We start from the raw sequence: 22608 nt of genomic DNA, 5'->3' as shown, positions 1-22608 counted from the left end.
GCGGAACCGTCAGCGCCGCGCGGGTCCGCCTCCGCGCGCCGGCCGGCGCCGGCGACCGGCCGGCAGCAAGGCGACCAGCGCGCCCAGCACGAGCACCAGGTCGACCAGGGCCAGGGCCAGGTTCCAGCCGTCCCGCCGCAGGTGCTGGTGCCCGGCGGAGTCCGCCGGCGCGGGCGCCGGGGCGGCGGCCGTGCCGACGACGAACTCGCCGCTGCCGGTCACCTCGCTGCCGTCGGTCAGGCTCAGGTGGTACGCGAGCCGGTATCGGCCCGGGCCGCCGTCGACGGTGGACACGGCGAGCCGGCGGCCGTCGACCGTCGGTGCGCCGCGGCTGACCGGGCGGCCGTCCGGGCCGGCGACGCTCAGGTGCGCCGCCACCGCCGACAGGTCGTCGCTGAAGGTGAGCGACACGCTGGTCGGCGCGGTGCGCAGCGGTGCGTCCCCGCCCGGCTCCGCGCCGACCAGCCGCAGCTCCGGCTCCCGGCCGGTGGCCAGCAGCAGCGCGACCCCGACCACGACGGTGAGCACGACGGCGGCGAGCACCCGGGCCCGGGCCGGGGACCGGCTCCCCTCGGCGACCGGCGTCGCCCCGGTCATGCCCGCGCCGCGGCCGGGCGGCAGGAGCAGGCCATGAGCCGCTGCTCCGCCGGGCTCGGCCGCAGGTGCAGGTACATGGCCACGACCATCGGCAGGAAGACCACCGTGTTGTAGAACAGGTGCAGCTCGACCCGGGGCAGCACCAGTTGCAGGAGGCTCGTCGGCACCGGGCGGCCGAACAGGAAGTGGCCGGTCTGGGCCTGCAGGAGCAGCAGCAGGTGCTCGATGTGGTGCCAGAACTGGATGGCCAGGGCGGCCGTCCACCAGCCGCGGCTGCGGCCGGTGAAGCCCGGTCGCAGCATCCACAGGCCGACCAGCATCACGAGGGCGTAGCCGTAGTGCAGCCACTCCGAGGTCACCAGCCAGGGGTAGGCCAGCCCGAGCACGCCGCGGGCCTGCGGCACCGGCCAGCCCAACACCCAGATCTGGTACGCCTGGGTCAGGTGCTCGGCCCAGTGGCCGATGACCACGACCATGAACGCGTTCAACGCGAAGCGGTGGTGGGCTCCGTTGAGGCGCCCCGGACGACCGCCGGTCTCCGTGAGGGCCACTCCGTAGCTGGTCACGTTGCCTCCTAGGGGGATCGCTGCCGGCGTCCGCGCGACCGGCACAAGCGCCTCCCCAGACTGCCGTCCGGCGCGGCGGTGCCGCGTCTTCCACCGTGCTCAGGTGCGGGACGCGTCGGCGGCGAGGTGCCGGGCACCCACCTCCCGGGCCACCGCGAAACTGGCCCACGACACCGCCTCCACGAGGCTGCGGTCGTCCGGGTGGTGCCGGCGGAACTCGCCGATCACCTCCTCGTCCACCTGGTAGGAGGCGAACGCGGTGAGCAGGGCGAGCCGGCCGGCGGCTCGGTCCACCTCGGGCAGCCCCTCGACGAGCAGCTCGCACCAGCGGCGGCTCAGGCCGGTGTCCTCGCCGCGCCAGCCGGCGAGCCGTTCCTCGACCAGGTGCCGCACCGCCGGGCTCAGCGCCCGCTCCCCGGCGGCCTCGAACGCCGCGTAGGCCCGGGCGGTCGCCGCGGCCACGTGCGGGTTGCCGGCGGCCCAGGCGGCGGACGCGGGCAGGGGGGCCACCGGCAGCAGCGGCACCGAGCGGCCGGGCTCCCGCGGGTCGTGCAGTGCCGGATGCAGCACCCGGCTGATGCCGCGCTTCAACCGGCGCCGCGCCCGCGGGCTGAGGCCGGGCGGCAGGAGGAAGTTGGCCAGGAAGACGTTGACCATGCGGCTGACGTAGTGGAAGCCCACCACGACCCCGACCAGCTCGGGCCGCGCGGCCTCGTCGAACGGGAACGGCGGGGCGTCGGCGGTGTGCGCGGCGCGCGCCCAGCGCGCGGCCCGGCGCAGCCGGTCGTCGGCCATCTCCTCGACCCGGTCGGCGACCACGGCCTCGGCGTCCGGCTCCCCGGCCAGGTCGTAGAGGCCGACGCTGTGCATGTCGACGCAGTACGGGCAGATGTTGGCCACCGACACCGCCGCGGCCACCGCCTCCTTCACCGAACGGTCCACCGCCGTGGTGGGCAGCAGCGGCTCGCGGCTGAGCATCCAGTAGGCGGCGAGCAGCTCCGGGACGACCGAGTGCGGCAGGGCCGGCGTCACCACCAGCCGCATCTCGTCGGCGATCTGCGCGTACGTCTCCGCCACCAGCCCGCTCGCCGCGGCCGTCGGCACCGGAGTCACGTACTTGACGTGCCGCCGGACCACCGACGACGCCACCCGCCCCACGATCATGTCCCCTCCCGCGTCATCTGGCGCCGGCCCGGACCGGCGCGGACGCAGCCGCGTGGCGGCCGCGCCACTGCCAGTATTCGGCGGCGGACCCGGGCCGGGAACGCCGCGCGGTCGATTGCGCACGCGGCAAGAAGACCGTCGTGGGTGGATACCACCGCAACGTCGAAGGTGCGGGGCGATCCGGCCCGTCGGCACGATGAATCGCACATTCACGCAGGTCGCCGCGGCCGGCACCGCCGCCGCGACGTCGACCCGCGTCCCTTTCCGTCCGCGGCGCGCGCCGGCCCGCACATCGAACCGGGGTACGCCGCCCCGACCGCCACAGGAAGAGGGCAGCTGTGCACGCCGACACGAGCGATGCCGACCAGGTGCGGGTCATGACGATCGAAGCGTTCGCCGACACGATCGTGCCGGGCGAGAAACGGTGGCCGGAGGACCGGGCGGTCGCCGGCGCGGCGGCCGGCGGCGGGGCCGTCGCGGCCGGCGCGCTCGAGCTGCTGGAACATCCGGCCAGCGGGTACGCGGCGGTGCTGGAGCCGCTCGCGGGAGCGCTGAACGCCCACGCGAGCCGCTACGCCCAGGAGCAGGGCCACGCGCTGGACCCCTCGGTGCCGCCGTTCGTGGCGCTCGAACACGCCGACCGCACCCGCCTGCTCCAGGAACTGCTGGCCGTGGACCACCCCGAGAAGGAGATGTGGGTGGGGCTGGCCCTGTTCAGCAACATGGCCTTCGACAGCGCCGCGCACCTGGGCACGCACGCGGCGCTGGCCGCCGGGCACCCCGGCCTGCTCACCATCGGATACCACCGGCCCGACGCCGACGGCCTGTGGCGGTTCCCCGAGTACTCCTACGGGCGGCCGCTGGCGCCGCTGCATCCGCACACCACCTCCACCGGGAGCCCGGCATGAACAGCACCGAGAGCACCGACGTCCTCGTGATCGGCAGCGGCTTCGGCGGCGCGATCCCCGCGTACCACCTCGCGGCCGGTGGCGCCCGGGTGGTGGTGCTGGAACGCGGGCCCTGGCTCAGCGGCGACGAGTTCGACCAGGACTTCGAGCTGGGCTCCTCGTACACCCGGATCTTCGACTTCGTGGTCGGCGACGGGATGAGCGTCCTCGGCGGCAACTGCGTGGGCGGCGGCAGCGTGGTCTACTTCGCGACCATGCCGCGGGCGCCGCGGTTCGTCTTCGAGCGGCGCGGCGGCATCGGGCGCCGGATGTGGCCGGCGTCGATCAACCGCGACACCCTGGACCCGTGGTACGACCGCGTCACCGAGGCGCTGCCGGTGACCCGGTACGGCTGGGACCAGGTCCCCTACGCCGGCGGCCTGTTCGCGGCCGCCTGCGCGCACGCCGGCCGCACGGCCAACCCGGTGCCGTCCGCGGTCGACCTGGACCGCTGCACCAACTGCAACTGGATGATGGCCGGCTGCCGTTACGACGCGAAGCGGTCGCTGCTGCTCAACTACCTGCCGGCGGCGCTGGCGCACGGCGCGGAGATCCGCCCGCTGCACGAGGTGCAGCACCTCTCCCGCACCGACGACGGCGGCTACCGGGTGCACTACCGGATCGTCGACGACGAGGACTACCGGGTGCTGCACGACGAGGGCGTCATCGAGGCGAAGATCGTCATCGTGGCCGCGGGCGCCGGCGCCACCCCGGTCATCCTCCGCCGCTCCGAGCCGGATCTGGGCCCCATGCCGCCGGCCGTGGGCCGGTACTTCTCCGGCAACGGCGAGCGGCTCAACACGGCGGTCTTCGACGAGGACCGGGTCCGGTCGGTGCTGGGCCTGAGCCGGCCGGGCGGGCAGGCGTACGCGGCGAACCAGATCGGGCGCGGCCCGACCGTGGCGAGCTGGGACCGCCTCGACCCGGACCTGCCGGAGTTCGAGCGGTACTCGCTGGAGCAGCTCTACTTCCCGCCCGGCCTGGGCACCATCCTGGCGCAGGTCCCGGACGCCACCGGCCCGACCTGGTTCGGCGCCGAGAAGAAGGAGCTGATGCGCCGCTGGCAGTCGTGGCTGACGATCTTCACGATGTCCGAGGACGACAACGAGGGCGTCTTCGGGCCGCCGCCGGCCACCGGCAACGCCGAGCGGATCTCCCAGCAGATGCTGGGCCGCGGCCCGCTGCGCTACGTGCCGACCGCCGACACGCGGCGGGGCTGGGCGGCCGCCGACGCCGACGTGCGCGACATCCTGGAGCGCGACGGGCTGGCCCGGGTCATGCCGTGGACGAACGACGTGGTCGGGGCGTACACGGTGCACCCGCTGGCGTCCTGCCGGATCGGTGACGACCCGGAGACCTCGGCCCTGGACGACCGGCACGAGCTGCGGCGGCACCCGGGCGTGTTCGTCACCGACGGCTCCGCGGTGCCGGGCGCGCTGACCGTGAACCCGGCGCTGACCATCGCCGCCCTCGCCGAGCGGGCCATTCCGGGCATCGTGCGGGCCGCGCAGGAGCGCGGGGTGCCGGTGACCTACCACGGTGGGCTGCCCGAGGGCTCCACCGTGTCCGCCCGCCCCCCGGCGCTGCGCGGCTGACCGGCGACGGCCGGCGGCCGGGGCGGGCGGACCGCCGGCCGGCCGGCGCAGGAGGAGAAGCGATGGGAAAACTGCTCGCCCGGGCCATGCGGAAGACCAGCCTCGCCCAGGTCCGGCACGTCCGGCCGGTCGCGCCGGGCGCCGCCCGCGGGACGGTGGCCGACGTCTACCGGCAGGTCGTCGACGACTTCGGCATGCTCGCCCCGCCGATCGCCCTGCACTCCCCCGCCCCGCCCGCCCTCGCCGCGAGCTGGCTCATGCTGCGCGAGACGCTGCTGACCGCCGGGCCGGGCGAGCGGGCGGCCCGGGAGGCGGTGGCCGCCGCGGTGTCGCACGGCAACCGCTGCCCGTACTGCGTCGAGGTGCACGGCGCGACGCTGACCGGGCTCGTGGGCCGGGCGGGCGCGCCGGCGGTCGTCGACCGGGGCGCCGGAGGGCTGACCGACCCGCGGCTGCGCGACCTGGCGGCATGGGCGGAGGCCAGCGGCTCACCCGACCCGGCCCGCCGCCCGCCGCCGCCGTTCCCCGCCGCCCGGTCCGCAGGGCTCATCGGGGTGGCGGTCACCTTCCACTACCTGAACCGCATGGTGAACGTCTTCCTCACCGACTCGCCGCTGCCCGCCCTGCCCCCGGCGGCCCGGGGCGGCGCGCGGCGGGCCGCCGCCGGGTTGTTCGGCGCGCTGGCCCGCCCCGACCGGCCGCCCGGCCGGTCGCTGGCGCTGCTGCCACCCGCCGCCGCACCGCCCGACCTCGCCTGGGCGGCGGGCAGCCCGCTCATCGCCGACGCGCTGGCCCGCGCCGCCCGCGCGATCGACGAGTGCGCCGCCACGGCCGCGCCCGAACCGGTGCGCCGGCTCGTGGGCGACCGGCTGGCCCACGCCGGCGAGGGGACACCCGGACCGGTCGGCCGGTCCGAACTGGACGCGCTCGTCGCGCCGCTGGACCCGGCGCAGCGCCCCGCGGCACGCCTGGCGCTGCTCGTCACACTCGCGTCCTACCAGGTCACCGACCGGCTGATCGGCGAGGTGCGGGCGGCCGGCCACGACGACGCCGCGCTGGTCGCGCTGTGCGCGTGGGCCAGCCTCGCCGCGGCCCGGCAGGCCGGCGGGCGGCTGCACGAGGACCTCCGCCGCGCCGGCGGCGGGCAGCCGAGCATTTCGGGAGAAGACACGCCCACCGCCGCCCCACCATCCTGGGACTGACCGCGCCCGGCCCGACGGTCCGGAACGCGCTGGCCCGCCGGTCGCGCGCCGGACCCCGACCGAGAGGAACGAGCAGGTGGCTGAGCAGCAGGATGTGATCGCGGCCCTGGCGGCCGACGGCGACGAGATCGACCAACTGGTGGCGGACCTCTCCGACGAGCAGTGGCAGCTGCCCACGCCGGCGGTCGGGTGGACGATCACGCACCAGATGGCGCACCTGACCGCCACCTTCCACCTGGCCGGGTTCGCCGCCGCCGACCCCGACGGGTTCACCGCGATGGCCGGCGGGCTGGGCCCGGACTTCAACGCCAACGTCGTCGCCGCGATGGCGCCGCACCTGCACGACACCCCGGCCGAGCTGCTGGTGAAGTGGCGCCGCCAGCGGGCCCAGACCGAGCGCGCGCTGGCGGCGGTGCCCGCCGGGCAGGTGGTGCCGTGGCTGGTCCGCCCGCTGCCCGCGCCCGTGCTGGCCGCCGCCGGCATGATGGAACTGTTCGGCCACGGCCAGGACATCGCCGACACGCTCGGCGTGCGCCGCACCCGCACCGACCGGCTGCGGTACCTCGTGGAGTTCGCCGTCCGGACCTGGGACTTCGGCTACCACGCGCGGAAGCTGACCCCGCCGGACACGACCTTCCACTTCGACATCGTGGCGCCGTCCGGCGACCGCTGGCGGTTCGGGCCGGAGGACGCCCCGAACTCCGTCTGGGGCTCCGCCGAGGACCTGTGCCTGCTGGTCACCCGCCGTCGCCACCGCGACGACCTGGGGCTGCGGGCCACCGGGCCGGAGGCCGACCGCTGGCTCGACCTCGCCCAGGCGTACCGGGGGCCGGCCGGCACCGGCCGCACCCCGGGCCAGTTCGCCGTACCGGCCGCATGAGCTCGCCGGCGATCCGGCCGGCCCGATCCTGTCACAGCTACCGCGCAATTCGAGGAGGCAATGGTGTTGGCGACCGGTGTCCCCACCAGGGAGGAACTCGTCCGGCGGGCCGCGGCCGCGGCGCCGGCGCTCCGTGAACGGGCGGAGTGGACCGAACAGAACCGGCGGTTGCCGGAGGAGACGATCGAGGCGCTGGCCGAGGCCGGTGTCTTCAAGCTGCGGGTCCCGGTCCGCTACGGCGGCTACGAGGCGGACACCCGTACGCTCGTCGACGTCGCCGCCGAGCTGGCGCGCGGCGACGGCGCGACGGCCTGGGTGGCGTCGGTCTACTGGATCCCCACCTGGATGACCTGCCTGTTCCCCGACGAGGTGCAGGACGAGGTCTTCGCCACGCCGGACGTGCGGATCTGCGGCACGCTCAGTCCCTCCGCCACGGCGACCCGGGCGGACGGCGGCATCGTGGTCAACGGCCGGTGGGGCTTCGTGAGCGGCGCCCTGCACAGCCAGTGGCAGGAGATCATCGCCGTCCAGGTGGACGCCGAGGGCGGCCCCATGCCGGTGATGGCCCTCGTGCCCATGTCGGACCTGACGATCGTCGACGACTGGCACACCGCGGGCCTGCGCGGCACCGGCAGCGTGAGCACGGTCGCCGACAACCTGTTCGTACCGGCCGCCCGGGTCCTGCCGCTGGGCGCGGTGCTCCAGCAGCAGTCCGCGAGCCGGCGCAACGCCGACGCGGCCATCTACCGCCCGCCGCTGCTGCCGGTGGCCTCTGCCTCGTCGGTCGGGTCGGTGGTCGGCCTGGCCCAGGCCGCCTTCGACATCTTCACCGAACGGCTGCCCGGCCGGAAGATCACCTACACCGGGTACGACGCGCAGGCGGAGGCGCCGGTCACCCACCTGCAGGTCGCCGACGCGGTGCAGCGCATCGAGGAGGCCCGGCACCACGCCCACCGGCTCACGGACCTCGTCGACGGCAAGGCGAACGACGCCGGCGAGTGGAGCCTGGAGGAGCGCGCCCGGGCCCGCGCCGCGCTCGGTGCGGCCTGCCGGCGGGCGCGGGAGGCGGTCCGCATCCTGGCCGACGCCAGCGGCGGCTCCTCCGTCTACGACTCGGTGCCGATGCAGCGCGTCCTGCGCGACGTGCAGTCCGTCAACCTGCACGCCCTCATGAACCCCGACACCAACGCCGAGCTGTACGGCCGGGTGCTGTGCGGCCTCGAACCGAACACGCTCTACCTGTGACGGCGACGGACGCGCCCGCCGCCACCGACCGGAAGGAAGCAACCAGATGACCTCCACCGAATCCGTGACGGCCGAGCAGGCCGCGGTCGCCGCCGTGCCCCAGCGCATCGTCGAGGCCTGGGCGAAGCACGACGCCGACGCCTTCGCCGCGCAGTTCGCCGAGGACGGCACGATGATCCTGCCCGGCCTCTACCGCAAGGGGCGGACGGAGATCCGGGACTTCATGGCCACCGCCTTCGCCGGGCCCTACCGGGGCACCCGGGTCACCGGCCAGCCGTTCGAGGTCCGCTTCCTCTCCCCCGACACGGCGCTGCTGCTGACCGAGGGCGGCGTCCTGGCCGAGGGTGAGTCCGCCGTCGCGCCGGAGCGGGCCATCCGGGCCTCCTGGCTGCTCAGTCGCCAGGACGGGCGCTGGCTGCTGGCCGCCTACCAGAACAGCCCGGCCCAGCCGGGCTGACCGGCACCGTACCGGGGGGCGTCGCACTCGCGACGCCCCCCGTTCGCGTCTCCGCCCACCCGCCCGCGACGACGCCGCGCCACCCGGCCCGGATCGGGCGGGGTGGCGCGGCGGGACGGGCGTCAGGACAGCGACGGCACCGGCGCGGTCAGCCGCACCGGCAGGCTGCGGTGCCCGTTCATGATGAACGTGGGCAGCGGGGTCAGCTCGTCGGGATCGACCGCCAGGGCCATCTCCGGGAACCGGTCGAAGAGGCTGGACAGGCCCACCGTGGCCACCAGCCGGGCCACGCCGGCGCCGAGACAGTAGTGCGGCCCGTGCCCGAAGGACAGGTGCTCCTTGTCGGCGCGGGTCACGTCGAACTCGCCCGGGGCGCCGGCGTGCAGGGCCGGGTCCCGGCCGACCGCCGCGTAGTTCACCAGGATCGGGTCGCCCGCGGGGATGGTCACCCCGTCCAGGTCGATGTCCTCCACGGCGTACCGCAGCGGCAGGTGCGCCAGCGGCGACTCCACCCGCAGCGTCTCGTCGATGACGTCGTCCCAGCTCACCGCGCCGGTGCGGACCAGGTGCAGCTGGTCCGGGTGGGTCAGCAGCGCGGTGATGGCGTTGTCGAAGAAGTTGATGGTCGTCTCCGAACCGGCGCCCAGGATGGCGAAGATGGTGTCGGTCAGCTCCGCCTCGGTGAGCCGGGTGCCGTCGACGTCCCGGGCCGCGATCAGGTCGCTGGTGATGTCCTCGCCGGGGTTCCGGCGCTTCTCGGCGATCAGCTCCGCCATGGCGGCGCGCCAGTCCTGGAGGATCTGCTGGGCCTGCTGCGGCGACACCGTGGTGTCCACCATCATGTCGATCGCCTTGGCCGTCTCCACCCGGGCCTCCTCGGACATGCCGATGAGGTCGGCGACCAGCCGGGCCGGCAGCGGGTACGCGAACTCGGCCCGCAGGTCGACGACCTCGCCCGGGGCGCGGGCGGCCATCCGGTCGATCAGCTCACCGGTCAGCTCGACCACCCGCGGGCGGATGAGCTCGGTGCGCCGCGGGGTGAACGCCTTGCCGACCAGCCGGCGCAGCCGCACGTGGTCCCGCCCGTACGCGGTGACCATGTTGTCCATGGCGATCCAGCTGATCATCTCCCAGTCCGGCGGGATCTCGCCGTTGATGAACGCCGGCCAGTGGTTGCGGGCGCTCTTGGTGACCCGCGGGTCGGTCAGCACCTTCTTGATCGTCGCGTAGCTGTTGAGCGACCAGGCCTGCACCCCGCCCGGCAGCTCCACGCGCGTCGCCGGGCCCTGCGCCCGCAGGGTGTCCGCCTCCGCGTGGATCCGGCTGCCGGTGGTGTCCAGCCTGAACGGGCAGCGCTGTTCCATCCGTTCCTCCATGGTGTCCTCGGTGGACCTCGGTCGACGGGGCCGCAGCGGCGGAGGCCCGCGCCGCTTCGGCAGGGTCACGACCCGGGACGGCCGGCGGGCCGGCGCCCGGGTCAGCGCAGCGGCCGGAAGAAGGCCCGGATGTCGCCGACCAGCAGGTCGGGCTGTTCCATGGCGGCGAAGTGGCCGCCCCGGTCGAACTCGGTCCAGTGCGTGATCGTCGGATAGTCCCGCTCGGCGAACCGGCGCACCGGCTGGAAGATGTCGTGCGGGAAGACCGCCACCCCGACCGGCGCCCGCACGGGCGGCGGGGGCGCGCCGGCCGCGGCCGCGCGTACCGCCGCGGCGCCCTCGTAGTAGAACTGGGCCGACGAGCCGGCCGTGGCCGTCAGCCAGTAGATCGAGGCGACGGTCAGCATGTGGTCCCGGTCCACGGCGTCCTCGGGCGCCTTCGCCGAGTCCGTCCACTCCCGGAACTTCTCCACGATCCACGCGAGCTGCCCGACGGGCGAGTCGGTGAGCCCGTACGCCAGGGTCTGCGGGCGGGTCTGCTGGATCCGCATGTAACCGGAGAGCTCGGTGTCGAAGCGGCCCAGCAGCTCCAGCCGGCGCCGGTCGGCATCGTCGAGGCCGGACAGCTCGGCCGGGTCGCCGGGGAACGTCATGAGCATGTTCACGTGCGCCCCGATGAGCCGTTCCGGGTAGAGGGCGCCGAGCGCCAGGGAGATCACCGAGCCGGCGTCGCCGCCCTGGGCGGCGAACCGCTCGTAGCCGAGCCGGGACATCAGGTCCCCCCAGGCGCGCGCGATGCGCGGCACGTCCCAGCCGGGGCCGGGCAGCGGCCGGGAGAAGCCGTAACCGGGCAGGGCGGGGATCACCAGGTGGAACGCGTCGCGGGGGTCGCCGCCGTGCGCCGCCGGGTCGGACAGCGGCCCGATGACGTCCAGGAACTCCGCGACCGACCCCGGCCAGCCGTGCGTGATCAGCAGCGGCACGGCGTCCGGCTCCGGCGACCGCACGTGCAGGAAGTGCACGGGCGCGCCGTCGAGGTCGGTGCGGAACTGCGGGTACCGGTTGAGCCGCGCCTCCGCGGCCCGCCAGTCGTACCCGGTGCGCCAGTACTCGGCCAGCTCCTGGAGGTAGCCGAGCGGGACGCCCCGCTCCCAGCCCACGTCGGGCAGCTCGTCGGGCCAGCGGGTGGCGGCGAGGCGGCGGCGCAGGTCGTCGAGGTCCGCCTCGGGAACGGCTACGCGGAACGGCTGCATGGCTCCCCCATCTCCTGGGTCGCGGTGGAAGGGCGCCCCCGGCGCTCGCCGGCGGCGCGATCGGGTTCCCGGGCCACCAGGTACCGGGCGATGGTGGCCAACTTCTCGCGCGTCTCGGTCAGCTCCCGCTCCGGCAGCGACGTGCCCACGATGCCGGCGCCCGCCCGCAGCCAGGCGCGCCCGTCGCGCTGGTAGACCGTGCGCAGCGCCACGGCCGCGTCCATCGCGCCGTCCGCGTCGTAGGTGAGCACCGCGCCGCCGTACAGGCCGCGGGCCGACGGCTCCAGTTCGTGGATGACCTCGTACGCGGCCCGCTTCGGCACGCCGGAGGTCGTCACCGCGGGGAACAGCGCGCTGAACGCGTCCCAGGCGTGGCCGGCCGCGGCCAGCGGGCTCCGGACCGTGGAGGCGAGATGCTGCACCGACCCGCGCTCGCGGACGGCCATGAACTCGGGGACCTCCACCGGCGCGCCGGGGCACAGCTCGGCCAGCTCGTCGACCGCCACCTTCACCGAGATCGCGTGCTCGTAGACCTCCTTGGGGTCGGTGAGCAGCTCCCGGCGCAGCGGCTCGTCGAGCTCACCGCGGCCGGTACGCGCGCGGGTGCCGGCGACCGGCTGGGTGGTCACCCAGCCCTTGGTCACCTCGACCACCGTCTCGGGGCTGAAGCCGGTGGCCGCCAGACCGCCGAGGCGCAGCAGGTACGAGCGGGCCGGCGTGTTCGCCCGGCGCCCCAGCTGGTAGGTCGCCGCCAGGTCGACCGGGAAGGCGACCGGCACGGTGCGGGACAGGATGACCTTCTGCAACCGGCCGGCGCGGATCTCGCGGATCGCCTGGTCCACGGCGTGCAGGTACGCCTCGGCGTCCCAGTCGTCCACCGGGGTCGGCCGGCCGGGCGGCCGGACCGGCGGCGCGCTCTCCAGCTCGGCCTGGAGCAGGTCCAGGTCGGCCACGTCGAGCGCCCGCAGCAGCGTGCCGGTGGCGTGGAAGCGCACCTCGACACGGGGGATCATCAGGTGCAGGAACGGTTCGTCGTCGAGCAGCTCCGCCAGCCCGTCCCGGGCCGCGGCCAGCTCGAACCCGGCCCAGCCGTAGCAGCGCCACGCCTCCACCGGCACCTCGTCGAGCAGGGTGGGCAGCCCGCGCAGCGCCGCGGCGGAGAAGGGCACCGCCCGCCGGCCCTCGTCGGTGCGCACGACCAGCCGGCGCCGGTCGGCGACCACCTCGGCGACCGGGTCCAGCGCGACCGCGTACCCCTCGGGCCCCTCGTAGCACACGTGGTCGCGGCCCTGCCGGGCCGCGACGAGCAGGCCCGCCGCGGCCAGCGGATCGCCGACCGGCGCGATCGTCCGTTCGTGGTACTTCCGATGACCAGCCATCTACTCCTCCAGGAAGGTCCGGCCTGGCGGCGCGGTCGACGCGGCACCGATCCGACGGGCGGGAGTGCCGGTGTGAGTCGGGGATCGGCCCGGGATGACGTGACCGGCCACCACCGCCGGTGCGCACGGCGGCGCGGCGGCCGGATCCATCCGCCGGCAGTGCGGAAATCCGTTGTCCGGCAAGGGAATCGGCGCAGCCGGCAAGCGATCCGACCATATCGGCGTCGCCCCGCCGGAGGCTTCTCCGAAGGTGCGCAACGACGGGGCGGTCGGGGCAATTCAGGAGGTGAAGCGCCCGGAGCGGCGGTGCCACGATCGGCCTGTGGACCTGCCGGCGGGCGGGTCCGGCGCCCTGGCGGCGCGGACGCCCGCTCCAGCAGAAAGGTGAGCCCATGGGCACGCACCCCGCGCCGGGCGGCGCTTCCGCGTCCGGCACCGACATTCCCTCGGTGGAAGAACAGATCACCGCCATCTGGCGGGAGGCGCTCGACGTGCCCCCGGGCGCGGAGCACGCCACCTTCTTCGAGCTGGGCGGGCAGTCGATCACCGCGCTGCTGATCATCGCCTGGCTCGAGGACGAGCTCGGCATCACCTCCGTCGGGGTCGACCAGCTCTTTGACGACCCGGACCTCGACACGTTCATCCGTCAGGTCGTCGTGACCCTCGAGCCCGCCGCCTGACGTCAGGGTGTGCCGCACCCGGAGAGGAAGAGACCGATGATGCCCGACACCCCGTTCCCGCTCTCGCTGGAGCAGGAGTTCCTCCGCCTGCAACACCTGAACGACGGCTCCACCGGCGCCTTCGGCCCGCGTCCCATCTCCAGCGGCGGCTGGCGGCTGACCGGGGACCTCGACCTGGCCGCGTTCACGGCGGCCCTCGACGACGTGGTCGTGCGGCACGAGGCGCTGCGCACGGTGCTGCTGCACGACGAGGACGGCTGGCGGCAACAGGTCCAGCCGCCCGGCTCGCCGACGCTCGTGGTCCGCGACCTGCCCGACGACGGGCGGCCGCGGCAGGACCGGGCCGAGGACTTCCTCAACGAGATCGAGGGACAGACCTTCGACATGAACCAGGTGCCGGCCTTCTGGGTCCACGTGGGCCGGTTGGCCGACGACGACTGGATCGTCGTGCTGGTGGCGCACCTGCCGGTGGTGGACGTGTGGTCGCTCGGCCTGGTCATGCGGGACATCGTCGAGCTCTACGCGGCGCGGCGCGAGGGCCGGCAGCCCGACCTGCGCGAGGCGCACCAGTTCCGGGAGTACGTCTCCCGGCAGCAGGCCGGTTCGGACGAGGTGTCCGCCGCCGCGTCCTTCCGGTACTGGCGGGAACGCCTGCGCGACGCCCGGCCGGTGACCCTGCCGACCGACCGGCCGCCGGCCACGGGCGACCCGGCGGGCACCCGGTGCGACCGGTTCGCGCTCGGCCCGGACCTGGGCACCGCGACGCTGGAGTTCGCCCGGTCCCTGCGGTGCTCGCCGTTCATGGTGCTGTTCGCCGCCTACCGGGTGCACCTGCTCGCCCGGACCGGGATAACCGACGGGGTGATCTGGACGCTCACCTCCGGGCCGGGACGGCGACGCCGGTGGATGGCCGACACCGTCGGCTACTTCGTCAACCTGTTCCCGCTGCGCACCGACCTGACCGGCTGCCGGACCTTCCGCGAGGTGGTCGAGCGGGTCCGGGAGAGCTGCATGTCGGCGTTCGCGCACGAGGTGCCCTTCGTCCGGCTGGCCACCGAGGTGGCCGACGAGGTCGCCGCGCTGGAGGAGGGCGACCGGATCGCCGAGCGGGCCCGCCCCGGTTTCCAGATGTCACCGAACCCGTTCGTGCTGCGCGAGCAGGGCACCGGCGGGGTCGGCTGCACGGCCGCCCAGCGGCGCGTCTCCCAGCCGGTCGGCCCCGACATCCCGGACGACGCGATCCTGTGGACCGCCGAGCTGAGCCCGACCAACGAGCTGCTCTTCGCCGTGAACAGCAGCGTCGACCGGTTCGACCAGTCCTCGATGGACGCCATGCTGGCCGACTTCACGCACGTCCTGCGCGCCGGCATCGCCGACCCCGAGCTGCCGCTGGCCGACCTGGCCGTCCCGGCCGTGCCCGCCGCCTCCGGCAACTGACCGACCCGACCGAAGGGACCCCTCTGATGACCGCTGACCTTCCCGCCGGCATGCGCCTGGTCGAGGTGACCGAGGAACGGTACGGCGAATGGCTCGACAGCTGGCTCGGCGCGTTCGCCTCGCCGCCCGGTGACGACCCGGAGGTGGTGGACTTCTACCGGCGCACCCACCCGCCGCACCGGGCCATCGCCATCACCGACGAGGCCGGTTACGTCGCGACGAACGCCTCGCTGCACCGCGACCTGGTGCTGCCGGGCGGCCGGACGGTGCCGCTGGCCGCCTGCACCGGCGGATCCTGCCACCCCACGCTGCGGCGCAAGGGGCTCATGAAGGCCACCCTCCACCGGCTGCACGAGCGGGCCGTCGAGGAGGGCAAGCCGATCGCGGCCGGCGGCGTGTCCGAGTGGCCCATCTACTGGCGCTTCGGCTACGGCCCGGCCACCTGGTACAACAGCCTCAACATCGACGTGCGGGGGGTGGGCTGGCGCGCCGACGCGCCCGACGGCGACCTGCCCGTGCGGCGGGTCTCCGGCAAGGAGGCCCGGGACCTGGCCCAGTCGGTGTACGAACGGCAGGCGGCCCGGACCCCGGGCGAGGTGATCCCCCCGTCCTGCTACTGGGACCGGCTGGCCATGGACCCGACGAACCCCCGCCTGGAGCAGATGCTGGCGATCGGGGGTGGCGGCGCGCCCCGGGCCTGCGTCGCGGTGGAGGACCGGGGCTTCGTGTCCTACCGCATCACCTCCGACTGGGCGCCGGAGACCACCCCCCGCAACATGCTCCAGGTCATCGACTTCCTCGCCGTGGACGCCGAGGCCGCCGCGACGCTCTGGCGCTACCTGCTCTCCGTCGACATGGTGGCCACCATCCAGGTGTGGTACGCGCCGGTGGACAACCCGCTGGCGTGGTGGGTGACCGACGCGCGCAAGCTGCGCGCCCAGCGCCACGACGGCGTGTGGCTGCGCCCGCTGGACGTGCCGACGCTGCTGGAGGCGCGCGGGTGGGCCGGCGACGGGGCGTTGACGCTGCGCGTGCACGACCCGGAGGGCCACACCGACGGGACGTTCCGCCTCGACGTCGACGCCGGGCAGGCCACCTGCCGGCGGAGCACCGCCGAGCCGGACCTGGAGATGCACGTGGCCGCCGTCGGCGCGATCCTGCTCGGCGGCACCGCCGCCACCGACCTGGCCCGGGGCGGCCGCATCGTCGCGCGGGACCCGCGCTGCGCCCAGCTCTGGGACACCATGGCCACGCCCGAGCGGGCCCCCTACATCAGCTACTTCTACTGATCCCCCCGGCCGCGCCCCGGCGCCCGGCACCCGCCGGCGCGCCGGGACGTGGCGCCGGCGAGCCGTCGACAGCACGAGGAGCGGGTAGCGATGAACGACAGACGGGGCAGCGGCGTCCGGGCGGTCACCTCTGCGGCCCAGCAGGGCCTGTGGTTCCTGGAGAGGTTGGCGGCGCAGACGCCGGCGCACACGGTGTGCCGCGCGTACCGGGTGGACGGCCCGCTCGACGAGGACGCCCTGTGCGCCGCGTGGCGGACGCTGGTCGACCGGCACGAGGCGCTGCGGACCCGCATCGTGGAGCGGGACGGCGTGCCGTGGCAGGCGATCGACGCCGGCTCCGACGCGCCGGCGCTGGTCGACCTCACCACCGTCGCCGAGCCGGAGCGGACGGCGGCCGCGCGGCGGCTGCGCACCGGCCTGGCCGGGGCCGTGGTCGACCACGCCGACGGCCCGCTCTGCCGGCTCGCCCTGGTCCGGCTCGGCCCGGAGGAGCACGAGCTGCTGCTGGTGCTGCACCGGCTGGTGGCCGACGACAGCTCGGCCCGGATCCTGGTGACCGAGCTGGGCGAGTGCTACTCGGCGGCGGTGCAGGGCCGCGAGCCGGCCCTGCCGTTCCTGCCGTTGCAGTACCGCGACTTCGCGCGCTGGCAGCGGGAGCAGGCGACCGGCCCGACGTACCGGCGGCTGGCGCAGTGGTGGCGGGGCGCGCTGACCCCGCCACCGCCGGCGCTGTCGCTGCCCGCCGACCGGCCTCCCGCGGCCGACTCCGGGTACGCGGGCGCGGCGGTGGACTTCGACTGGGGCGAGGAGACCGCCGGCCGGCTGCGCGAGGTCTGCGCGGCCGAGGGTACGGTCCCGGCCGTGGTGCTGTCCGCGGCGTTCCACGCGCTGCTGTTCCGGCACACCGGCGAGCAGCGGGTGGCCGTGGGGCACCCGGTGGTGGTGCGGCCCCGCCCGGAGTTCGCCGGCACCGTGGGGCCGTTCCAGAACCCGCTGGTGGTGTGCGCCGACTTCGCCGACTCCCCCACCTTCCGGCACCTGCTGGCCCGGGTCGCCCAGGCCCGCCGCGCCGCGCTCGACCACGGCGAACTGCCCTTCGCCGACGTCGTGGCCGAGGTGGAGGTGGACCGGGACGCGCAGCGGCTGCCGCTGCTCGACGCCGCGTTCACCTGTCCCGAGTCGCCCGAGCCGGACCCCGCACTCGCCGGCGCCACCGTCCGCCGGCTGCCGGTGCGCGCCGGGGCGGTCCCGGTGGGCCTGTCGCTCGAGGTCGACACCGTGGAGCCGGCGGTGACCGGCACGCTGGCGTACCGGACCGAGCTGTTCGAGGCGGACTCCGTCCGGGCGCTGCTCGGCCAGCTCCGTACCCTGCTCGACGCCGCCCTGAAGGACCCGGGCCAGCCGGTGGCCGTGCTGCCGCTGGAGACGCCGGAGCAGCTCCGCGCGGCGGCCCGGGCCGCCGACCGGGTCGAACCGGTCGCCACCGGCTGGTCCACGGTGGCCGCGGCGGTGCACGGCCGGGCCGAGCAGCACCCGGGTGACACCGCGGTGGCCGGGCAGTCGGAGGGCGTCTCCTACGGGGAGCTCGCCACCCTGGCCAGCTCCACGGCCCGGGGGCTGCAGCGCCTGGGCCTGGCGGCGGGCGCGCCGGTGGCGGTGCGGATGCCCACCGGGCCCCGCCAGGTGGCCGTGCTGCTGGGCGTCCTGGACGCGGGCGCGCACCTGGTCTGCATCGGCGCCGGCGAGGCGGGCGAACGGGGCCGGCTCATCCTCGGCGACCTGCGCCCGGCCTACCTGCTGGTGGAGGGCGACCCGGAGGACGACGAGCTGGCCCGCTGGTACCGCACGGAACTCGACGGGCGGGCCGTCGCGGTGGGCGCGCTGCACCGCGCCGCCGGGGAGGACGCCGCGCCGGTCCCGGCCGGCCCCGACGGGCCCGACCTGGCGTACGTCGCCTACACCTCGGGGTCGACCGGCCGGCCCAAGGGAATCCCGCACACCCACGCCGGCTTCGCGCAGTTCTGCGAGTGGATGGCCACGCACTTCGAGATGGGCCCGGGCAGCCGGGTGGCCCAGTGGGCGGCCCCCGGTTACGACGCCGCGCTCTGCGAGATCTTCGCGGCGCTCGGCTCCGGCGCGACCCTGCACCCGGTGCCGGACCGGGTGCGGGTGGACCCGCGCCGGCTGGTGCGCTGGCTGGCCGACGAGCGGATCACCCACTTCCAGACCGTGCCGAGCTTCGCCCGGGAAGTCCTGCGGGCCCTGGTGTCCCGCAATCGCGGGGACGCGCTGCCCGCGCTGCGGCACCTGCTGCTCGCCGGCGAGCCGCTCCCCGGCGAGCTGGCCGGGGAGCTGCGCCGGGCGCTGCCGGCGGCCCGGCTGACCAACCTGTACGGCCCCACCGAGATCGTGCTGGCGACCTGGCACGAGGTGACCGGGCCGGTGCGCGGGACGGTGCCCGTCGGCGTGCCGATCCCCGGCCGGCAGGTGCTCGTGGTCGACGACCAGGACCGGCCCTGCCCCGCGGGAGTGACCGGGGAGCTGGTCGTCCGCAGCCCCTACGTCACGCCCGGCTATGTGGGCGCCGAGACGCCCGGCGACGCCTTCACGCCGCTGCGCGCCCACGAGGAGCTCGGGTTGCCGGACCGCGGCTGGTACCGCACCGGGGACCTCGGACGCCGGCGGCTGGACGGGCTGCTGGAGTTCCGCGGCCGGCAGGACTTCCAGATCAAGTTCTTCGGCACCCGGCTGGAGCTGACGGACGTGGAGACGGCGCTGGCCGCCGCCGACTCGGTCGCCGAGTGCGCGGTGGTGCCGGTACGCGACCACAGCGGCCTGGTCGTGCGCCTCATGGCGTACGTGGTGGCCCGGGAGCCGGCGGACGGTGCGGGCGGGAGCGACCTGACCGCCGCGTGGCGGGCCCGGCTGCGCCAGCGGTTCGGCAGCCTCATGCCGCCGGTCAGCTTCCGCAACCTGCCGACGCTGCCACGCAACGTGGGCGGGAAGGTCGACCGGCGGCGCCTGCCCGCGCCGACGTCGCTGCGCGCGCCCGGCGACCGGCAGCCCACCACCCCGACCGAGCGGCTCCTGGCGGCCGTGTGGGCGGAGGTGCTCGGCACCGACGAGGTCGCGCCCGAGGACTCCCTGTTCGCCCTGGGCGGGCACTCGCTGCTGATCCCGCCGCTGCTGCACCACGTCCGGGAGCGCACCGGCGTCACCGTGCCGGCCCGCCGCTTCCTCGCCGACCCGACCCTGGCCGGGCTCGCCGCGCTGGTGGACGCGGCCACGCGGACCGACGACGGCGCCCGGGCGCAGAGGGAGGTGAGCGGCACCGCCTGACCGCCCCGCGCGGGGCCGACACCGCGAATCCCGAACCGCCCAGCCCGACGACATGTGAGGTGGACAGACGTGACCCTGGTGGAGACAACGCCCGTCGAACTCGACGGCCAGAACGTGGACATCGACGGCATCCGACGGATCGCCGAGGAGCAGGCGCCGTGCGTCATCGCCCCGACGGCCCTGGAGAAGGCCGCGGCGAGCAGGGCGATGTTCCAGGACATCGTCGAGCAGGGCATCCCGGTGTACGGCATCACCACCGGGTACGGCGACCTGGCGTACATGATGGTGGACAACGCCGTGGAGATCGAACTCCAGCTCAACCTGGTGCGCAGCCACTGCGCCGGGGTCGGGCCGATCTTCGCCGAGGACGAGGCGCGGGCCATGGTCGCGGCCCGGCTCAACGCCCTCGCGCGGGGCTACTCGGCGGTCCGGCCCGAGTTGCTGGAGCGGCTGGCCCTGCTGCTCAACCAGGGCATCATCCCGGCCATCCCGGAGATCGGCTCGCTGGGCGCCAGCGGCGACCTCGCCCCGCTGTCGCACATCGCGGCCGTGATCATCGGTGAGGGGTACGTGCTGCGCGACGGCCGCCCCACCCCGACGGCACCGGTCCTGCGCCAGCTCGGCGTGGAGCCGCTGCAGCTGCGGTTCAAGGAGGGGCTGTCGCTGATCAACGGCACCTCCGCCATGACCGGCCTCGGCGCCCTGCTGACCGGCCGGGCGCTCACCCAGGTCCGCCAGGCCGAGATCGTGACGGCGCTGGCGCTGGAGGCGTTGCAGGGCTCGACGGGCGCCTTCATGGCCGAGGGGCACGAGCTGGCCCGCCCGCACCGGGGCCAGGTCGACAACGCCGCCAACATGCGCGCCCTGCTGGCCGGCAGCGGCCTGGCGCTGGAGCACCGGGAGATCCGCCGCCAGGTCGAGGAGCAGAAGCAGGAGGGTGTCACCGTCCAGCGCGGCGAGATCTACCTGCAGAAGCCGTACACGCTGCGGGCCATCCCGCAGGTCGTCGGCGCGGTGCGGGACACCGTCTACCACGCCACCGGGATCGTGACGACCGAGCTGAACTCCTCGAACGACAACCCCCTCTTCTTCGAGGGGCGCGAGGTCTTCCACGGCGCCAACTTCCACGGCCAGCCGGTGGCCTTCGCCATGGACTTCCTCACCATTGCCCTGACCCAGCTCGGCGTGACCTCCGAGCGGCGCACCAACCGCCTGCTCAACCGGCACCTCAACGGCGGCCTGCCGGAATACCTGGTGGCCGGCGAGCCGGGTCTCAACAGCGGCTTCACCGGCGCCCAGTACCCGGCGACGGCGCTGGTCGCGGAGAACCGGACGATCGGCCCGGCGAGCACCCAGAGCATCCCGTCCAACAGCGACAACCAGGACGTGGTGAGCATGGGCCTGATCGCCGCCCGCAATGCCCGCCGGGTGCTGCGCAACAACGACCTCATCCTGGCCATCGAGTACCTGTCCGCCGCCCAGGCGGTGGACCTGCGGGGCGTCGTGGACCGGCTCGGCCCGGCCGGGCGGGCCACCTACGACCGGATCCGCTCCCTGGTGCCCACCCTGGACCGGGACCGCTACATGAGCGACGACATCGAGACGATCGCGGCCGCGGTGGCCCGGGGCGAGTTCGTCGACGCCCTGCCCGACCGCGGCGAGGGCCTGCGGTGACCGGCCGCGACGGGAGGAGAGAGCCATGACGGACGCCAAGATCGTCGATCGGGCGGACTGGTACGCGGCGCGGCGGGCCTTCCTGGAGCGCGAGAAGGAGGTGACCCGGGCGCGGGACGCGCTCAACGCGGAGCGGCGCGAGCTGCCCATGATGGTGGTGGACAAGGAGTACGTCTTCGAGGGCCCGGACGGCGAGCGGACGCTGCCGGAGCTGTTCGAGGGCCGGCGGCAACTGCTCACGTACCACTTCATGTGGCCGCTGGAGGGGCACGACTGGTGCCCGGTCTGCTCGCTGTTCATCGACAACATCGGTCACCTGGCGCACCTGCACGCCCGGGACACGTCGCTGGCCATCGTCTGCGCCGCCCCGCAGTCGGACATCGTGCCGTTCAAGCGCCGGATGGGCTGGGACATCCCCTGGTACACCACCCGGGGCGACGACTTCTACCGGGACTTCACCCTGGACGTCGGCACCGACGAGCCCGAGCTGCCCGGCGTCAGCGCGTTCCTGCGCGACGACGACGGCCGCGTGCTCTACGCGTACTCCACGCACGGGCGGGGCAGCGACATCCTGAACAACACCTACAACTATCTCGACCTGACCCCCTTGGGCCGGCAGGAGGAGGGCATGGCGGACACCATGGGGTGGATCCGCCACCACGACCGCTACGGCGACGCCACGGCGGGCTCCTGCCACGGCTGACCGGTGCACCCGCCCACGGCCACGCCGGACCGACCGGCGTGGCCGTCGGGCGTGTGCGCTTGACCCGTTCCGTCCACTATTGACAGTCTGCAACGACCGGCCCACGCCCCGTGGGCCGGGTCAGCGACCCAGAGGAGACCGGATCTGATGGATCCCGAGACCTTCCGCACGCGGACCACCCGGCACCCCGGCCCCGGCGGGAAGCCGCTGCTGCGCTTCACGCACGACTACCCGGACCCGCCGGAGCGAATCTGGCGGGCGATCACCGACAGCGAGGAGCACTCCTCGTGGTTCGGCTTCCCGGTCGACGTGGAGCCGGTCGAGGGCGGGACCGTCACCGTGACGTTCTCCCCGGACATGGTGGAGCGGGCCCGGGTCGTCGAGGTCGACGAGCCGCGCCGGTTCGTGTACGCCGGCAGGGGCGACGCCTACCGCTGGCTGCTGAGCCCGCACGGGGACGGCTGCCGGCTGGTGCTGGAGAACGAGGTCGGCGACCCGGGGCACCTGCCGCAGAGCGCCGCCGGCTTCCACCTGGCCCTGGACAAGATGGGCGAGCTGCTCGACCGGGAGGCCGGCCGCCCGGCGCCGCACGGCGGGCCGCTGTCCTTCGACGACCTCGTGAAGCACTACTCGGAGCTGCCCGAGCAACCGAACTGACCCTCCTCGGCCGCGGCGGGCGCCTACCAGGGCGCCCGCCGCGGCCGTGCCTCCCCCTCGTCCCTCGGCACGCTCGGAGATGCGTCCCCCGCCGCCCCGCCGGGATGATCGAAAGGAGTCCCACCAGCCTGCGGCCCCGACGCCCGGCCTCGCTGCTCCGGGCCACCG

At 75.0% G+C, this 22608-nt stretch carries 19 protein-coding genes; 13 read left to right on the top strand and 6 right to left on the bottom strand.

The window, feature by feature from the left end; translation table 11 throughout:
- Window positions 1–9: 9 nt before the first annotated feature.
- The 3 genes from GA0070214_RS09905 to GA0070214_RS09895 all read right to left on the bottom strand — a co-directional run bounded on the left by GA0070214_RS09905 (window position 10) and on the right by GA0070214_RS09895 (window position 2327).
- Window positions 10–597 (bottom strand): copper resistance CopC family protein, encoded by a 588-nt coding sequence (locus GA0070214_RS09905; protein ID WP_091261682.1) that lies wholly within the window; start codon window positions 595–597, stop codon window positions 10–12.
- The gene (locus GA0070214_RS09900; protein ID WP_377463225.1) at window positions 594–1163 is read right to left on the bottom strand and encodes a hypothetical protein; all 570 of its coding nucleotides are present in this window, start codon (window positions 1161–1163) and stop codon (window positions 594–596) included. The genes GA0070214_RS09905 and GA0070214_RS09900 overlap by 4 nt, the downstream gene beginning before the upstream one ends.
- A gap of 99 nt (window positions 1164–1262) precedes the next feature.
- Window positions 1263–2327, bottom strand: a complete 1065-nt coding sequence (locus GA0070214_RS09895; protein ID WP_091261681.1) for a carboxymuconolactone decarboxylase family protein — start codon at window positions 2325–2327, stop codon at window positions 1263–1265.
- A gap of 338 nt (window positions 2328–2665) precedes the next feature.
- Here GA0070214_RS09895 and GA0070214_RS09890 point away from each other — a divergent pair, with 338 nt between their 5' ends.
- From GA0070214_RS09890 to GA0070214_RS09865, 6 genes are all read left to right on the top strand, one after another.
- Window positions 2666–3235 (top strand): DUF5987 family protein, encoded by a 570-nt coding sequence (locus tag GA0070214_RS09890; protein ID WP_377463226.1) that lies wholly within the window; start codon window positions 2666–2668, stop codon window positions 3233–3235.
- Window positions 3232–4869 (top strand): GMC family oxidoreductase N-terminal domain-containing protein, encoded by a 1638-nt coding sequence (locus GA0070214_RS09885; protein WP_091261680.1) that lies wholly within the window; start codon window positions 3232–3234, stop codon window positions 4867–4869. Before GA0070214_RS09890 ends, GA0070214_RS09885 begins: the two co-directional genes overlap by 4 nt.
- Before the next feature lie 62 nt (window positions 4870–4931).
- Complete coding sequence (locus GA0070214_RS09880) at window positions 4932–6071, top strand: carboxymuconolactone decarboxylase family protein (protein ID WP_139141781.1); 1140 nt, start codon at window positions 4932–4934, stop codon at window positions 6069–6071.
- Between the two features lie 76 nt (window positions 6072–6147).
- Window positions 6148–6951: a TIGR03084 family metal-binding protein gene (locus GA0070214_RS09875; RefSeq protein ID WP_091261679.1), complete on the top strand. Its 804-nt coding sequence runs from the start codon at window positions 6148–6150 to the stop codon at window positions 6949–6951.
- A 60-nt stretch (window positions 6952–7011) separates the two neighbouring features.
- Window positions 7012–8196 (top strand): acyl-CoA dehydrogenase family protein, encoded by a 1185-nt coding sequence (locus GA0070214_RS09870; RefSeq protein ID WP_208602705.1) that lies wholly within the window; start codon window positions 7012–7014, stop codon window positions 8194–8196.
- Between the two features lie 46 nt (window positions 8197–8242).
- Window positions 8243–8653 (top strand): SgcJ/EcaC family oxidoreductase, encoded by a 411-nt coding sequence (locus GA0070214_RS09865; RefSeq protein ID WP_091261678.1) that lies wholly within the window; start codon window positions 8243–8245, stop codon window positions 8651–8653.
- Between the two features lie 122 nt (window positions 8654–8775).
- On the opposite strand, the gene GA0070214_RS09860 is transcribed toward GA0070214_RS09865, so the two are convergent.
- The 3 genes from GA0070214_RS09860 to GA0070214_RS09850 form a co-directional block, all read right to left on the bottom strand.
- Window positions 8776–10017, bottom strand: coding sequence for a cytochrome P450 family protein (locus GA0070214_RS09860; protein WP_091262055.1), 1242 nt, complete (start codon window positions 10015–10017; stop codon window positions 8776–8778).
- Window positions 10018–10130: 113 nt separating this feature from the next.
- On the bottom strand, window positions 10131–11282 hold the full coding sequence (locus GA0070214_RS09855; protein WP_091261677.1) for an epoxide hydrolase family protein: 1152 nt from the start codon (window positions 11280–11282) through the stop codon (window positions 10131–10133).
- Window positions 11264–12661, bottom strand: a complete 1398-nt coding sequence (locus tag GA0070214_RS09850) for a salicylate synthase (RefSeq protein WP_091261676.1) — start codon at window positions 12659–12661, stop codon at window positions 11264–11266. The genes GA0070214_RS09855 and GA0070214_RS09850 overlap by 19 nt, the downstream gene beginning before the upstream one ends.
- A 392-nt stretch (window positions 12662–13053) precedes the next feature.
- On the opposite strand from GA0070214_RS09850, the gene GA0070214_RS09845 reads away from it, so the two are divergent.
- The 7 genes from GA0070214_RS09845 to GA0070214_RS09815 all read left to right on the top strand — a co-directional run bounded on the left by GA0070214_RS09845 (window position 13054) and on the right by GA0070214_RS09815 (window position 22440).
- Window positions 13054–13341 carry a phosphopantetheine-binding protein gene (locus GA0070214_RS09845; RefSeq protein WP_091261675.1) on the top strand — a complete coding sequence of 96 codons (288 nt, stop codon included), beginning with the start codon at window positions 13054–13056 and terminating at the stop codon, window positions 13339–13341.
- A gap of 36 nt (window positions 13342–13377) precedes the next feature.
- Window positions 13378–14778, top strand: coding sequence for a condensation domain-containing protein (locus GA0070214_RS09840; RefSeq protein WP_091261674.1), 1401 nt, complete (start codon window positions 13378–13380; stop codon window positions 14776–14778).
- A 26-nt stretch (window positions 14779–14804) separates the two neighbouring features.
- Entirely contained in the window at window positions 14805–16067 is a 1263-nt protein-coding gene (locus tag GA0070214_RS09835) for a GNAT family N-acetyltransferase (protein ID WP_091261673.1), read from the top strand.
- 90 nt (window positions 16068–16157) lie between these two features.
- On the top strand, window positions 16158–19406 hold the full coding sequence (locus GA0070214_RS09830; protein WP_091261672.1) for a non-ribosomal peptide synthetase: 3249 nt from the start codon (window positions 16158–16160) through the stop codon (window positions 19404–19406).
- A 69-nt stretch (window positions 19407–19475) separates the two neighbouring features.
- A complete protein-coding gene (gene cmdF / locus GA0070214_RS09825) occupies window positions 19476–21080 on the top strand; it encodes a tyrosine 2,3-aminomutase (protein ID WP_091261671.1) in 1605 nt (534 codons plus the stop codon).
- Between the two features lie 25 nt (window positions 21081–21105).
- Window positions 21106–21783: a DUF899 domain-containing protein gene (locus GA0070214_RS09820; protein ID WP_091261670.1), complete on the top strand. Its 678-nt coding sequence runs from the start codon at window positions 21106–21108 to the stop codon at window positions 21781–21783.
- 147 nt (window positions 21784–21930) lie between these two features.
- On the top strand, window positions 21931–22440 hold the full coding sequence (locus GA0070214_RS09815; protein WP_091261669.1) for an SRPBCC domain-containing protein: 510 nt from the start codon (window positions 21931–21933) through the stop codon (window positions 22438–22440).
- Window positions 22441–22608 lie beyond the last annotated feature (168 nt).

This window comes from Micromonospora chaiyaphumensis (genome assembly GCF_900091435.1).
Lineage (GTDB): Bacteria > Actinomycetota > Actinomycetes > Mycobacteriales > Micromonosporaceae > Micromonospora > Micromonospora chaiyaphumensis.
This window is presented reverse-complemented; position numbering and strand designations above follow the sequence as displayed.